Origin of the sequence: Neptunomonas qingdaonensis (genome assembly GCF_900113275.1) — a bacterium.
Taxonomy (GTDB): Bacteria; Pseudomonadota; Gammaproteobacteria; order Pseudomonadales; family Balneatricaceae; genus Neptunomonas; species Neptunomonas qingdaonensis.
In genome coordinates this window covers 158,447-173,732 of the sequence record NZ_FOOU01000008.1, presented here as the reverse complement: position 1 = coordinate 173,732, position 15,286 = coordinate 158,447, and the positions used below count along the sequence as shown (strand labels likewise).

At 44.2% G+C, this 15,286-nt stretch carries 15 protein-coding genes; 6 read left to right on the top strand and 9 right to left on the bottom strand.

Annotated elements, in window-relative coordinates:
* Positions 1-289: transposase domain-containing protein (locus tag BM099_RS12940; RefSeq protein WP_143083772.1), on the top strand; the 289-nt coding region annotated here is incomplete at its 5' end.
* A 726-nt stretch (positions 290-1,015) separates the two neighbouring features.
* Here the strand turns inward: BM099_RS12940 and BM099_RS12930 are convergent.
* The 5 genes from BM099_RS12930 to pspF all read right to left on the bottom strand — a co-directional run bounded on the left by BM099_RS12930 (position 1,016) and on the right by pspF (position 6,877).
* Positions 1,016-1,390, bottom strand: a complete 375-nt coding sequence (locus tag BM099_RS12930) for a GreA/GreB family elongation factor (protein ID WP_177201173.1) — start codon at positions 1,388-1,390, stop codon at positions 1,016-1,018.
* Positions 1,391-1,810: 420 nt separating this feature from the next.
* A complete protein-coding gene (locus tag BM099_RS12925; protein WP_090728553.1) occupies positions 1,811-2,602 on the bottom strand; it encodes a CLCA_X family protein in 792 nt (263 codons plus the stop codon).
* A gap of 166 nt (positions 2,603-2,768) precedes the next feature.
* On the bottom strand, positions 2,769-3,968 hold the full coding sequence (gene ftsZ, locus BM099_RS12920) for a cell division protein FtsZ (RefSeq protein ID WP_090728533.1): 1,200 nt from the start codon (positions 3,966-3,968) through the stop codon (positions 2,769-2,771).
* A 113-nt stretch (positions 3,969-4,081) separates the two neighbouring features.
* Entirely contained in the window at positions 4,082-5,377 is a 1,296-nt protein-coding gene (gene ftsA / locus BM099_RS12915) for a cell division protein FtsA (RefSeq protein WP_090728532.1), read from the bottom strand.
* A gap of 501 nt (positions 5,378-5,878) precedes the next feature.
* Entirely contained in the window at positions 5,879-6,877 is a 999-nt protein-coding gene (pspF, locus tag BM099_RS12910; protein WP_244889940.1) for a phage shock protein operon transcriptional activator, read from the bottom strand.
* Positions 6,878-7,101: 224 nt separating this feature from the next.
* Here pspF and pspA point away from each other — a divergent pair, with 224 nt between their 5' ends.
* From pspA to BM099_RS12890, 4 genes are all read left to right on the top strand, one after another.
* Entirely contained in the window at positions 7,102-7,773 is a 672-nt protein-coding gene (gene pspA / locus BM099_RS12905) for a phage shock protein PspA (protein ID WP_090728530.1), read from the top strand.
* 2 nt (positions 7,774-7,775) lie between these two features.
* Positions 7,776-8,018: an envelope stress response membrane protein PspB gene (gene pspB / locus BM099_RS12900; RefSeq protein WP_090728529.1), complete on the top strand. Its 243-nt coding sequence runs from the start codon at positions 7,776-7,778 to the stop codon at positions 8,016-8,018.
* A gap of 9 nt (positions 8,019-8,027) precedes the next feature.
* A complete protein-coding gene (locus BM099_RS12895; protein ID WP_090728528.1) occupies positions 8,028-8,489 on the top strand; it encodes a PspC domain-containing protein in 462 nt (153 codons plus the stop codon).
* A 562-nt stretch (positions 8,490-9,051) separates the two neighbouring features.
* Positions 9,052-9,501: a cache domain-containing protein gene (locus BM099_RS12890; protein WP_090728527.1), complete on the top strand. Its 450-nt coding sequence runs from the start codon at positions 9,052-9,054 to the stop codon at positions 9,499-9,501.
* 128 nt (positions 9,502-9,629) lie between these two features.
* On the opposite strand, the gene BM099_RS12885 is transcribed toward BM099_RS12890, so the two are convergent.
* From BM099_RS12885 to BM099_RS12875, 3 genes are all read right to left on the bottom strand, one after another.
* Complete coding sequence (locus tag BM099_RS12885; protein ID WP_090728526.1) at positions 9,630-10,352, bottom strand: PEP-CTERM sorting domain-containing protein; 723 nt, start codon at positions 10,350-10,352, stop codon at positions 9,630-9,632.
* 461 nt (positions 10,353-10,813) lie between these two features.
* Positions 10,814-12,193 carry a short-chain fatty acid transporter gene (locus BM099_RS12880; protein ID WP_090728525.1) on the bottom strand — a complete coding sequence of 460 codons (1,380 nt, stop codon included), beginning with the start codon at positions 12,191-12,193 and terminating at the stop codon, positions 10,814-10,816.
* A gap of 70 nt (positions 12,194-12,263) precedes the next feature.
* Positions 12,264-13,229, bottom strand: a complete 966-nt coding sequence (locus tag BM099_RS12875) for a bile acid:sodium symporter family protein (RefSeq protein ID WP_090728552.1) — start codon at positions 13,227-13,229, stop codon at positions 12,264-12,266.
* A gap of 449 nt (positions 13,230-13,678) precedes the next feature.
* On the opposite strand from BM099_RS12875, the gene BM099_RS20575 reads away from it, so the two are divergent.
* Positions 13,679-14,065 (top strand): transposase, encoded by a 387-nt coding sequence (locus tag BM099_RS20575; RefSeq protein WP_198064157.1) that lies wholly within the window; start codon positions 13,679-13,681, stop codon positions 14,063-14,065.
* A 340-nt stretch (positions 14,066-14,405) separates the two neighbouring features.
* Here the strand turns inward: BM099_RS20575 and BM099_RS12865 are convergent, their stop codons facing one another.
* Positions 14,406-15,266: a DUF6279 family lipoprotein gene (locus tag BM099_RS12865; RefSeq protein ID WP_090728524.1), complete on the bottom strand. Its 861-nt coding sequence runs from the start codon at positions 15,264-15,266 to the stop codon at positions 14,406-14,408.
* Positions 15,267-15,286 lie beyond the last annotated feature (20 nt).

Below are 15,286 nucleotides of genomic sequence, written 5' to 3'. Positions count from 1 at the left end.
GCTAACGCGCTATCTGGAGGATGGTGCGGTGCCCATCGACAACAACTGGGTGGAAAACCAGATACGCCCGTGGGCGCTGGGTCGCTCGAACTGGCTGTTCGCGGGTTCACTGAGAAGTGGTCAACGTGCGGCAGCGGTAATGACACTGATCCAGTCGGCCAAACTGAATGGGCACGATCCGTATGCCTACCTGAAAGATGTGTTGACGAGACTGCCAACGCAGAAGAACAATGTCATTGGTGAATTGCTACCGCACAACTGGACGTCGGCGGTTATTAGCAAGGTGTGATAACCGGCCGCTTACCCAGCAACTCACCCGGGCTAGCAAAGGAAGGACAGTTAGCACTGCTTCGATCGATTCGCTATGGTGTTATTAATGATATGGTCATACAACTGACAAGTGCTACATAGAACATGGCTAACGCAGATAAGTTACATATCTGTATCTGTTTATTGACCTATTTTCCCGGTTAGCCCGCTTTACGGCTGCAGCGCGCTTGCTTCACTCTGGCTGATAAACCGGTGGTGTGCCTGAGCTTAGTGAACGATAGAGCAGTCTGGCGTTTTTTGTTGGGTTTGGCAGAATCAATCGGTCCTGAAAATTAATTTCCAAATAATATAGTGAGCGAACACTGCATCTATTTATATTATTATTTAATTACTCAGGCTATTAAATATCCGGCAACATTTTTTATGCAGATTAATTTAAAAAACATCTACTGATGATTTATTTTTTGCGTATAGAGCTAATATTAAAAGAGCGCTCATATGAGCGCTCTAAATAAAAAGTCAGGAATCAGAAAGTCTTTTCGCTTTCTTATCTCGTCGTTTTTCTTTCAATGTTTTAGACGGTTGCTTTTTCTCTCTATTATCTTTAGCCATGATAAAATCTCCAAAAAATTTCTGCTTAAGCCAAGAGCCGCCGCCATTACTTTCACAGAGTTTCTTAACGGACACATTCGCGGCAAGATAAATACTTCAAGGCCATATTCCTCCATAAAAACATTCTTAAAGTCTATTTATTAACAATCTTAAGGAGCTTGCAATCAATGCTACTATTTAAAATATTGACGCTAAAGCACTCTCCTTTGGAGCGCCCTAACAAAGCACTTCCCAGTGGAGACAACACAGAAATGTTTTTTTCATCATCCGTCACTTTATCGGCATTCACCAGTGTCAGTTGTAGCTTTTCCTGTGTATCGACAAAACTTATGAGTACTGTATCGCCTATATTAGCCTGGTTAAGCGATTGATTTTTCAGGCTATCAAGCACATTAAACACTGAAAGCAGATGATAAGGCTTAGAATAGCTAAGCGAATCATTCGCTAATATATAGCGGTAGAGTTTATTAATCAGATAGCGGTAATTGGATAAAGGTATTGCGAACATAATCATCTCCCATTGTACAATTTGTGTAAAAAGTACTCGCCGAGAGGTGTTAGCCTCTCGGCCTAATGCGGGAAGGCGATATAATAATCAGGTATCAAGTATCTTTTTAACATGGTATTTACAGTCAGTCCTGCATGAATTAACTACCAGCATACCTGTTAAAATATAAAAGGCAAGCCACTACCCCTTCAATTATTAGCTACCGACCTCCTCTCTCCTTTATCCGAACCTATTGCACTTACAGATCTTAAACGCCTCTCATTTAAAAACCTTACTAATCGAAAAAATAATATAAATAAGTAAATGAATAAGCATAGCCTTTTCATAGTACGCCACTAAGAAGCAGGTAGTTAATAATAGGTAGTTATGTACAGATAGCTAGTAACGGGTAGTTATAAACAGATAGTTAGCAGCAAGTAGTTAACACGCGTTTCTACGGATTTCACTGTTTAATGCAGAACCCAGGCGATTAAAATAATGCTGAAACGCCCGGTTAATTCGCTCACGCTGTTTGCCCACTGGATACAGGCCTTGCTGTGCTTCAGTGGTTGCTTTAGTTCCTGACACTAAAAAGTTGTTCGTAATAGCAGCATCTTGAATAAACGCTTCAAATGCACGGGCACATAATTCTTCTGGCTGGCTGTAATACACTTGCTTCATGGCCTTGTCGACCCGTGCTGATACCTGAAACAACGGACTCGGTGATTTCCCATCTTCATCTAACATAATACTTCTGAAACAAGCGTACAGGTCATCATTCAATGGGTGAACTACGGGCGTCGCTTCTGACAACCACGCTTTGGAAGCAAACATCCCTGAAGGCGCATCATCAAATGCTGTAGCTCCCAGGTAGTGATCAAGCGCATGAAACCACTCGTGTGCAATACTGCCAGGGCCTGCGTTTTTAGCCAATGAAAAGCATCGCATCGACGGCTGATAATGAGCCGCGACTCCGGGCCGCCCACCAATACCGTATTGTAGAGACAAGGTTCCGCGCAAAGAGATCAAGGGCTCAGGGCACTGCAATATGCTCATCAGATCAACAAGAGCATCATAAAATAGCCCGGCAGCCCGGACTTGCTCTGGCCGCGTTACCCAGCGTCCGATTCGAATGGAGCTGAAATCAAAGCGTTGCCTGACGTCTACGAAGCTAACGGGCAGACCCTGCCGGACATCGGGGCCATGCCGATAAAATTCACGCGATAATGTCATTATAATTTTGAAGCCATACAGATTACTCAGTTTCAATTATTTTCTATGATGCCAAATGCCGCTGACATCCAAGACATAACAATACAAAATCAACCCAAAAAAACAAAAAAAGGCCACTCAATGAGCAGCCCAAAACTAAAACCTGAAAGATGTCTACCAGCTGATATTAGTCAGCCTGACGACGCAAGAAAGCCGGTATATCCAGGAAGTCCATATCATCGGTTCCTGTCTTTTTCGCCGGAGCATGCATCATTTCGTTTTCTTTCTGATCCGGCACGCTGCCACCACGCTGACGCGCTTCAGAGCGATTACGTAATACCGTTGGCAGTTCAAGTTGATTAAAGTCTGCTGCGGATGAAACAACACGCGTGGTAGTGCCGCCGTTTACGACTCTCAACTCTTCAGTCTGAGCCTGGCCCAACCCCGTAGCCACAACCGTCACACGTAACTCATCAGTCAAGTCCGGATCAATAACCGTACCCACAACAATAGTTGCGTTCTCTGATGCATATTCTTCAACAATATTACCCACTTCAGAGAACTCACCCAGACTTAAATCCAGACCCGCTGTAATATTTACCAAAATACCGCGCGCACCTTTAAGGTCAACATCTTCGAGTAGTGGACTATTGATCGCAGCTAAGGTGGCCACTGTAGCGCGGTCATCCCCTTTTGCAGCGCCTGTGCCCATCATCGCCATGCCCATTTCAGACATTACAGTACGAACATCTGCAAAGTCGACGTTGATCATACCCGGGCGCGTGATCAGGTCTGCGATCCCCTGGACAGCACCGCGTAATACATCGTTAGCGGTATTAAATGCATTAATCAGGCTGCAGTTACGACCCAATACCTGCATCAATTTTTCGTTAGGAATGATGATTAATGAATCAACATTCTCTTTTAATTGCTGAATACCTTCTTCAGCAATTTTCATGCGCTTACGGCCTTCAAACGGGAAAGGTTTGGTCACAACCGCAACCGTCAGAATACCCAGTTCTTTAGCCACTTCAGCTACGATTGGCGCCGCACCTGTACCGGTACCACCCCCCATACCTGCGGTGATGAATACCATATCAGCACCGGTAATCATTTCGGCAATCTGTTCACGGTCTTCTATCGCTGCCTGACGACCCACTTCAGGGTCTGCACCTGCACCCAAACCTTTGGTAAGCTCACCACCAATCTGAATAACGGCACGAGACAGCATATTCTGCAAAGCCTGTGAGTCAGTATTCGCACAAATAAACTCTACACCTTCTACATCTGTGTTTAGCATGTGCTGTACGGCGTTTCCGCCGCCACCGCCAACGCCAATCACCTTAATGACGGCATTTTGTGGCAGACTATCAACCAGTTCGAACATAATCCAATCTCCTTCAGGTTTGCACTTTTCGTCAGCGTAACGACAGCTGTACAGCGCTATTTTATATTTTTAAAATACACATTATCTCAACTGCTTGTAGTAAGCGGCTGAGGCTAAAAATTTCCTTTAAACCAATCTTTTACCCGGCTGACAAGCCCAGGGCCTTCGTAGACTGGTTTTGCAACAACCGGCGCTGTAGCGCGCTTCTCACCCGCCAGCACCTCTGCTTTAGAAGGCATACGTACCGATGAGGCACTGCCCGCCTGCCCACCCTGACTGGCGTAATGCAGTAAACCAATACCGGTCGCAAAAATCGGGTTATGCAGAATGTCGTCCATTCCGCGAACACCCTGCGGCATGGCCAAACGCACCGGCATATGGAATATCTCTTCTGCCAGTTCGACCACGCCTTCCATTTTCGCGGTACCGCCGGTCAATACAATGCCGGCGGCTACTAAATCTTCAAATCCACTGCGGCGTAATTCTGCCTGCACCATGGACAATAACTCGTCATACCGTGGTTCAACCACTTCGGCCAGCGCTTGACGAGACAGGTCACGCGGTGGTCGATCACCGACACTCGGCACCTTAATGGTTTCGTCTACATTGGCCAGCTGTGCCAATGCACAGGCGTATTTTATCTTGAGCTGTTCGGCATGTTGTGTCGGCGTGCGTAATGCCATGGCGATATCATTGGTCACCTGATCGCCTGCTACCGGAATCACGCCAGTATGGCGGATCGAGCCACCGGTGAAGATGGCAATGTCGGTGGTGCCGCCACCGATGTCCACCATGCAAACACCGAGATCTTTTTCATCGTCGGTCAGCACTGCATAGCTGGAGGCCAATTGCTCCAACACCACGCCATCGACTTCTAATCCGCAACGACGCACACATTTTTCGATATTCTGTATCGCATTAATCGCGCCCGTCACCAGATGCACTTTGGCTTCTAAACGCACACCGGACATACCCAGCGGTTCTTTAATGCCTTCCTGATTATCAATCAGGTATTCCTGCGGCAGGATGTGCAGAATTTTCTGATCAGCAGGAATAGCCACCGCACTGGCGGCATCGATAACGCGCTCCAGGTCATGATCCATTACTTCACGATCACGCACAGCGACAATGCCATGTGAGTTCAGACTGCTGATATGGCTACCCGCAATGCCAACGGTAACAGAGTGAATCTTGCAACCGGCCATCAATTCAGCTTCTTCAACGGCACGCTGAATCGATCCGACCGTCGATTCAATATTGATCACGACCCCGCGCTTCAGACCCCGCGACGGATGCGAGCCGATACCGACAACCTCGATATGGCCATCCGGCATAACTTCGGCTACCAGGCACACCACTTTAGAGGTGCCGATATCCAGTGCGACGATCATGTTATGATCAGTATTCATCTAATTAACCATTAATTAATAAAATACAAAAACTTTTACCGATCTTCTTTTGCAACATTTACAATTTACTTATTGATATGGCAAATTATAAGCCAAATATCTTTTAAATCCAGTAAGTATAACTATATACAGATAATAATTAACAATGTACAAAAAATCACCAGCTTATACCAATACTTATTCGGCGGTTATTTTACAAACTTTAGATATTTCTCTATTTTTCAAATAGATAGTAATTTCAGCTTTGAAATAAATGAGCACTGGCCATTTAATAGCAGCAAAATAAAACCTAAACCCAATATCTATTTTTATCAAAACTTAAATTTGAAAAAAATAAATAAATCAAAACCCAATATTGACAAATTAATAAAACTTCAATACTGAATATTGATTAATCAAGCCAATATCAATATCTATTTTTGATTTTAAAAGCCTCAATAACTTCAACTATTTTTGTTTTTTAAACAGCGAAAAACTCCGATAAAGACATGTTTCAATATCTTATTGATGACGATCAATATAGCTTTTTAAAGGTATCATTTTATGCTTTCGCAATTGCGCTCTTAACTGGTGATAGGTTAAGCCCAGCTTTTCTGCCGCCAATTTCTGATTAAAGCGGGTTGTCTTCAGCGCATCTAATAACAACTGCTGTTCAAGCGCACCCACCTGATCTGACAATTTAGAAACCTCTGGCTGAGGGATGACAAACGGCGCTTTTTTTATAACCTCTTTACTGCCTTGCAACCAACTCGCCGCAAACGGATCAATAATCAGCTCATCGACAGGCTCATCAATCAACTCCTGCCGGTAAACACTTCGCTCCACAGCATTACGTAGCTCGCGAACGTTACCTGGCCAGGCATACTCCAACATCTGACTTTTTGCATTGTCGGTAAAGCCGGGAAAGTATTGGCGTTCCAGCTCAAAACACATACTCAGCGCGAAATGTTCCGCCAGAATTAAAACATCCTGCTGGCGATACCTTAAAGGCGGAATATGTAAAACATCGAAAGCTAAGCGATCCAGCAGGTCTGCACGAAACTCTTCATTTTCAGCCATTCCTCGCAGATCAGCATTGGTTGCTGTAATTAAGCGCACATCCGCCTGCAACATGCTCTGCCCGCCCAAGCGTTCATACTCTCCGTATTCAACAATGCGCAGTAATTTCTCCTGCACTTGCGTTGAGCACGTTGCCACTTCATCCAAAAACAAACTACCACCTTCGGCACGCTCAAACCGACCCACATGACGTTTTACGGCACCGGTAAAAGCGCCCACTTCATGCCCGAAAAGCTCCGAATCAAGCAAATTATCATTCATCGAGGCACAGCTAACCTTGAGGAAATGCTGATCCCAACGTCTGGAAAGAAAGTGCACCCGCTCTGCGACCAGCTCCTTCCCCGTTCCACGCTCCCCAAGAATCAACACCGGTTTATTTAATGGCGCAATGCGGGATACCTGATCAGAGAGATCCAGCATTAAGGGTGATTCACCCAGCATTGTTTTTTTATTTGTTAGCCTCATAAGCTATATATTAGTTAAAAAAACCACTTTTTAGTTAATTTTTAGCTAAATATAATCAACAAAATACCCAAAAAAATTTAAAACTGTTTAATATCAAGTAGTTAATAAGTTGGCATGAGAATAGCTATGTATATTACTAAAGGCTTTTAGCTCATTGATCCGATCAGCAAAGGCCCACTAAACAGATCAGGAGAAGCACAATGGGTATTTTTTCACGCTTTCAGGACATCATTAATGCCAATATCAATTCTTTACTGGATCGCGCTGAAGATCCGGAAAAAATGATTCGCATGATGATTCAGGAGATGGAAGAGACGTTAATTGAAGTACGCACTACATCAGCCAAAGTCATTGCCGACAAGAAAATGCTCGAACGCAGAGCGATTGCCCTGCAAAAAGATGCTGATGAGTGGGAAACGAAAGCAGCACTTGCTCTCAACAAAAAACGCGAAGATCTTGCCCGCGCCGCATTGACTGAACAGGCAGCCGCAGCAGAAACTCTTGAAATGGCACACCAGGAGCTTGATGCCATTGAGGAGCACCTGAACGACCTGAATAGCGAGATATCTCAGCTGCAGCACAAACTGGATGATGCTAAAGCTAAACAAAAATCGCTACTCGCCCGTGAGCAAACCACACGCTCTCGTCTGGAAATTCGTCGCCGCTTTAGCCGTGATAAGCTCAATGAAGCATTTGATAAATTTGAACGTTATGAGCGTAAAATGGATGATATGGAAGCTGAAGTTGAAAGCTATGACCTGGGCACTAAGGACCTTGCCAACGAGATCGAAGACCTCGAACGCAACGAAAAAGTTGACCAGGCAATGGCAAAGCTTAAAGCTCAGATGAACAAAAACAAATCTGGTGATTAATAATGTCTAGCTTCGCGTTCTTTTTCGTACCGACCGTCATCTTTCTGGGGATGGTCCTCCCTCTTTGGCTAATATTGCACTATGCCAGCAGATGGAGATCCACTAAAGCGCTTTCAGCTGAAGATAAACAAACACTGGAAGCCGCCATGAAGGAAGTAGAACGCCTTGAAAATAGACTAGAGACCCTTGAAACCATTCTCGACGCCGAGCAACCCGATTGGCAAACGCGTCACTCAGTAGATTAAGGAGGCTGTATGTTCACAGCTAAAGACCGAGGTTATGACATCGATTTATACCGCAGTACCGATAGACGCTGGATCGCAGGCGTGTGCGGCGGCATTGCAGAAAATATGCAGTGGTCTGCGACAGGTGTAAGAATAGGTGGCATTTTATTATTCATGTTTACCGGCGCCTTTGCCGTACTGGCATATATCGCTGCTGTCTTTTTGTTATCCAGCAGACCTTATGAAAGCAGCAAATCCTATCAGAGCAGCAAGGAGCGGGGAAACACATACGAAGGCGGTTTTTCCAGACAAACGCACCACCAGCACAAGCCGAACCTCAAACAGAAGATGTTTGATTACGGCGCATCGGCATCAAGCCGCATTGAGGAAATACGTACACGGATAGCAAAAGTAGATAAGCGAATTCGCGCCATGGAAGAGCATGTGACTTCACGCAAATTCCACTTCGATAGAGAGATGCGCCGCAGCTAGATTGAACTAATTCTAAACTTAATAATGATTATCAATATAGAGAGCCACCAAACGGAGGGCTCTCTATGCTTCCAACTTATACTTGCAGCACTTTCCTGCGAGAATATACCAACCCACTCGGGCCTAATCAAAATAGCAACCTTGCTACAGGTTCAGGCTCACCGTTATCACAAACAGCCTGAGACCGAACAACTACCAATCTAAAGTCAGATAAATCCAAGCCAGCGCATAAGTAAAGCAAACGCCTTTTAGCCCTGCACTTCCTTCACAAGAAGTGCCTTTTTCAATCACTTCCAAAGCCGGCAATTATTATAAATAACCTAAACATTTACGTACCTTTCTGTGAGGGTCGTATACCTCAATAAAATTTGAGGTGGGAGGCAGCATTCCGCCAGTCGACAAATTTAATACTAAAAAAAGCATTAAAAACAGGTAACTAGACACTTTAACAAGCATTAGAGATTTAGCATTATCCAATTGCATTACTATCGGGTTATTTACAGCGTTATTTGTGACGTTAGGATTATCAGCTCTGCAAAATAATAACGAGGAAGCACAGGTAATGAAAAAAATAAACACATTATTGGGTACAGGACTAATTGCTTTAAGTATGACTGTCATGGCTGCTGAAATGGGCACTCCTGATGAAGCTAAAGCGATGAGTGAAAGCGCTGCCGTTTTGGTCAATACAACGGGCGAGGCAGCTTTTACTGAGTTTTCGAAAGAAGGAGGAGACTTTCTAGCTAAAGATCTTTATGTCTTTTGTATGGACATGGAAGGAAAAATGCTGTCTCACGCAGCAAAACCACAACTCGTTGGTCAAAACCTGATCGATTATGACAAATACGGTGAGAAACTGTTTGTTAATATGATTGAAGTAGCTAAAGGCGGTTCTGGTTGGGTTGATTACAACTGGCCAAAACCAGGTAGCGAAGAAATAACGCAAAAAACCAGCTATGTCATACAAAATGATAAGGGGTTCTTCTGCGGCGTTGGGGCCTATAAGTCATAAGAGAATAATCCCCGAGAGCCTTCAACAACAAGGCTCTCTATGCTTTTACACTCTACTTTTAACCTCTGCTTTTAACTTATATTCGCAACCTATGCGCAGAATCTATGCTCACAGCGCAGATTCTGAATCTATGCGAGCAAGACTGAGCGACGAGAATACAACAAGCCAGCAAGACCTAAACCAAACAGCAACAGTGTTGCTGGTTCCGGCACTTCGCCAGGAGGCGTATTCGGGGTAGAACTATATGATTTATCACTATCATTACAGCTTCCTTGATCACCGGGGAGCAGATCATCGCCACTACAAAAAACCTGCGAACGAATTCCCACCAAACCAAAGTCAGATAAGCCTAGGTCAAAGCGGTTAGTCACCCAACTAAAGCTTTGCTGCCCCTCATACCCCTGTTTACCCAAACGGAACACAAACTCCCACTGGCCATCGGGAGCAAGAGGGTTTATCGTCGGGGAGGAACCGTTACCGTTACCGTTAAGATTACAGCCATTTCCACAACTATCCGAGGCAGTATCAGTAAAAATCAAGTTAGCTCCCAATGCACCAGGTACAGTAACCGTAGTATCAACAAACCCTGCTGATGCTACCGACCCGACAGTCTGATCACCAAAGTCAACAAACAAGCCCAAAGCCTCCGCATTCCACGGATCAATCGTCAGGTTATATGTAAACTTGCCCGCGGTATTATCATCAACAGTGAAGATATAATTAGGAGAGCCACCCTCATTCGACGTCCAGCTATCTTTATCATAAGTCAGCACATTGGCCTGAACCGACATTGATGAGAGCAAAAACCCACACATCAACACGGTTAAGCTTATATATTTATTCCCTTTCATAAATTCACCCCTCAAACAGTGATTCAAACGCAATGTAAATATACATATGCAATACTTAAACCAAGAAAACTATTATCTTTGCATTCAACATGTTGAAAATAGATGGTTATTCACAAAATAAAGAGATGTAAAATTAACTGACACCAATATAAATTCAAACAAAAATATCATACTTCCGTATGAAACACATGCTTGAAACGTGAGTATAAAACAGCTGTTTATGGCTTAAATATCAAGAACAAATGACAACCACATCTATAGGAGCAAAGGCAGTAAAACGCTGGTTATTGAGCTTGCGTATTTTTCAACGCCCCGACATAGGTGCCTCACGCACAATCGGCCTAGGTGCCACATACCGCTTTAACCGCGATCCCAGTTGCCAATGCGATATAACAAATAAATAAAAAAACCAGCTTCATTGAAGCTGGTTTTTGTTGTGTTAACCGATTAATAAAGTGCTATTAAAAAACCAATAGGCCTATAGAGATAATCACACCCGAGCCAAGCAAAGCCATGATGCAATATCCCATCACGTCTTTAGCGCCTAACCCAGCAATAGCCAGCGCAGGTAGCGCCCAGAAAGGCTGAATCATGTTGGTCCAGGCATCACCCCAGGCAATTGCCATGGCGGTTTTTGCAGCGTCAACACCCAACGCGGCACCAGCAGGCATCATGATCGGTGCCTGCACCGCCCATTGACCGCCACCAGAAGGGACGAAGAAGTTAACGATACCCGCGCTTAAAAAGGTAAATAATGGGAAGGTTGTTTCGTTTGAGATAGATACAAAGGCTTCAGAAATCACCCCAGCCAATGACACACCAGAATCACCTGTTGCTGTCATCATGCCCATGATGCCCGCATAAAACGGAAACTGTAGCAGTATGCCAGCACAGTTTTTAGCACCTTGAGAAACCGAGTTAAGCAAACTCTTTGGGGTACCATGCAACAAGATAGCCGAAAACAAGAAAGTGAAGTTCACAATGTTTAAGTTAAGCGCAAAACCATTATTCATAAAATAATAGATGATGTAAGCAAAACCCATTGCGCCTAACAACAAGGACAATACACGGCTGTTTTCCAGACGTTCCGCTGGAGACATATCCTCTTTATTCGGTAATACTGCTTCAACAGCTTGCTCTTCCAGCAACGCCGCATCGATCGTCACAGTATCTTGAGCAGCAGGGTGCATCAGACGATTCAGCAACGGAATGGTAATAAACATCACTGCTAGAATAGTCAGGTTCATGGCAGAAAAGAGGGTTTCAGAAGTGGGAATAGCCGAGGTTACCGCACCATTGGTGACGGTTTCAATACTGGTGCCACTGGCGATAGCCAAAGGAATCGAGCCGGACAAACCCGCATGCCAAAACAAAAAACCACTGTAAGCAGACGCGATTAACAAACGATAATCCACGCCTTTTACTCGTACCGCAAGCTCACGAGCAAAAATAGCACCCAAGACTAAACCAAAACCCCAGTTGATCCAACAAGCAACAGCACTGACCACAGTCACTAAAATAATAGCCTGGCCCGGTGTTTTAGCGATGCCAGCCATTATGGCCAACTTACGCTTAAACGTAGGAGCACTGGCCATTGCATGTCCGGTCACCACCACCATCGCCATCTGCATAGAGAAAGTTAATAATGCCCAAAACCCACCCGCCCAAGCATCAACCACCTGCATAGGACCCTGGCCTGTACTTGGCATTACCAACACAAAAACTAACAAGGTTAAGACGATGGCAAAGATAAAAGGATCGGGAAGGTAACGCTGTAACAGGACGACAAAAAACTTACTTAATCGTTGCAATAGGGTTAATTGCGCGACATTAGTATTCATATTTCTTCCTAATAGATATTGTCAGATAGCCTAGATAAGAGGCTATTTATTTTAATTACGCTTTTGGCGTCTATCGGGATAACGGCATTTGGCCCTTATCGAGATAACTGTTTTCACCCATTATCGCAGTGTCTTTTGTAACGGGTCGGCGGCTCCAATAACTCGCCAACAAAGAACCAGAAATATTGTGCCACACACTAAAAATGGTGCCAGGCAGAGCCGACATAGGCGTGAAGAATTTCACGGCCAACGCCGCTGCTAATCCTGAATTTTGCAAACCCACTTCAAAGGCAATGGTACGACATACTTTCGCATCGAAACCCAACAGATACGTCACCCAGTACCCCAGTATCAGACCAATCGAATTATGCAGAATCACCGCTGCTGCAACCACTAAACCGACTTCAACCAGTTTTGAAGAGCTTAATGCCACGACAATCGCAATAATCAGGACAATGGCAAACATAGATATGTACGGGAAAATCGGTTCGGCTTTACGGATAAACTTAGAGAAAAAGGTATTAATCAGCACACCCGCCGCGACTGGCAGCAATACGATTTTAAACAAGCTGATCAACATAGATGCCACTGGCACATCGACACTTTTACCTATCATCAAAGACACCAGCAAAGGCGTCATCAACACACCAAGCAAAGTCGAAATGGCCGTCATAGAAATAGACAGCGCCGTGTCACCTTTCGCTAAATAGCACATCACATTAGACGACGTACCGCCCGCCACACTGCCAACCAACAACATACCAACGGTCAGTTCGGTATCAAAGCCAAACGCCATCGCGACACCAAAGGCGGCAATAGGCATGACCAAAAATTGCAGTAAAACACCAACGCCCACGGCCTTTCTGCTTTTCAATACTTGCTTAAAATCCGCCGGACTTAACGTAAGCCCCATCGCAAGCATGATAACCATCAGTAAAGAAACGATTTGAGTTTTCAGCCCGACAAATACATCCGGCTGAAAAAAAGCAAGCGCAGAAAGCAATAGCGCCCACACAGGAAAAAGCTGAATAACCATAATATTGAACTCCATGTATCCCACTCAGTTTTACTGGCGATACGTTAGTAAAAGCGAATAGGAAGCGACGATTAATTATTAATACCCCATTTCATCTTCCTTACGACTAACCCGCTCAAAGATTAAACAGCGGGCTCGCAAAATGACGATTGACGAAAGTAAGTGATTGAACGGGGGCGGGATTGTACCGAAATGAAAGAGGTTAAAACAGTGTTTATCGATGCGCTAAAACGCTTAAGAAACCATGAAATACAAATAAGCCCCATATGAGCTTAATCTGTTGCCGTCTCATTGCTATCCGTTGCTTCTTCGGCAATATCCACCAAGCGCTTGGGTAACACTTTTTTACCATTTACACCCAGAGTTCCGGGGACAGTTTACTTAACTCCTCAACTCTGGCGAGATAAGCTATATTTGATAAGGATGTATCAAATACAAGGAGCGAGACAATGGCCAGGATGGCTAGAATGGTTATTCCAAACTACCCCCACCATATTACCCAGCGGGGAAACCGCCGCCAGGAAACCTTTTTCATAGATGATGACTATCAGGCTTACATTTCTCTGTTGAGCAATGCTAAAAAGCAGGCAGGCATAGATGTATGGGCTTACTGTCTAATGCCAAATCACGTCGATCTGGCGGTGGTTCCCGAACACAAAGATAGCCTGGCGGTTTTCTTTCGTGCAGCGCTTCGACAATACACACGGCACATTAAGTTCAGGGAAGGTTGGCGGGGTCATCTTTGGCAGGAACGATTCCATTCCTTTGTGATGGATGAAACCTATCTGTTAGCTACCGTTAAGTATGTTGAACTAAACCCTGTTAAGGCTCGATAGTGTCAGACCCCTGAAGATCGGGCCTGGTCTGGTGCGCAAGCTCATCAAAGGGGAGAAGATGACGCGCTTGTTTCGGTCAGTCCGATGCTGGATAGAGTCAGTGATTGGCGAGAATATCTGGGGTCTGATGAAATATCGATATGCAACAACGTATCCGCGAGTACACGCGTACGGGCAGGTCTGGGGGAACAGATGATTTTTTGAACAAGCTTGAGCGACAAACAAAGCGCATTTTACGTAAAGGAAAACCAGGACCGAAAAAGTGGCTGGATTAAGTAAACTGTCCCCGGAATTACCATTTTTCAATCTCGTCAAAGCCGCAACGTGATAAGTCTTTTGTTTAATTTGACTGGCTGGCAAGTAACCTAAAATCTGCTTCATATTTTTCCAATTTTTTAAGCAGAGACTGTTTTTGATTGGCATCTAAACTGTTAAAAAAATTTACAATAAAAACAGTGGTGACTTGCTGGTTATGACGAAACTTTTGACGTAAATCTACGCTCCAAAACTCGCGTCGATTCTTAAACATGCTTTTTATCATTTCAGGTTTGTTAGCATTTTGTGCATTGAAAATACTATGTAACCGTGTTTGCCAGGCTTGCCTACTTTCATAAAACCCAGGGGAGAGCCAATGGGTTTGAGTGGACCACTGATTAATCATCTGCTCTTGACTGGCACTTAGTTCATCTAGCCAATCATCCAAAAATTTTTCCACTCTTTTTTTGCTTGACGCTTTAGATTCAGCTTCGCCAATTAAGACAAATTTTTCGTTATATTTTTGATTTTTAATGGCTAAATTTTCAATGAGTTCCGCCTGTTGCTTGGGGTTCATTTGCGCAATCAAAGGCGCAAATTCATTAGCGAACTCGATAAACAGGGTTTCAATAAATCCATCTAATTGTAAAAAATAATTTGCTACTTTCTCTTCAGAAATCGATCCTTGAACGTCACTGGAAATCACCTTTAAAAAGTCGCCATAACGACTTAACTGGGTAGCACGGTGCCAGTCTAAAACGGAGTCTAAAGACGAAGTAAACAAATCCTGCTGATAGTGTTCTATCGTTACATAGTCTTCAAGATACCATGGCGCTAACCAATCTAATTGGTTGTAAACAAAGCGCGTAGAACAGCCAGTGATCAGATAGCTCACCACTAAAACCGTTAAGCTGGTCTTTAACAATGAGCGATACTGAAACTTCATCGACAGCCTCTCAATGTAAA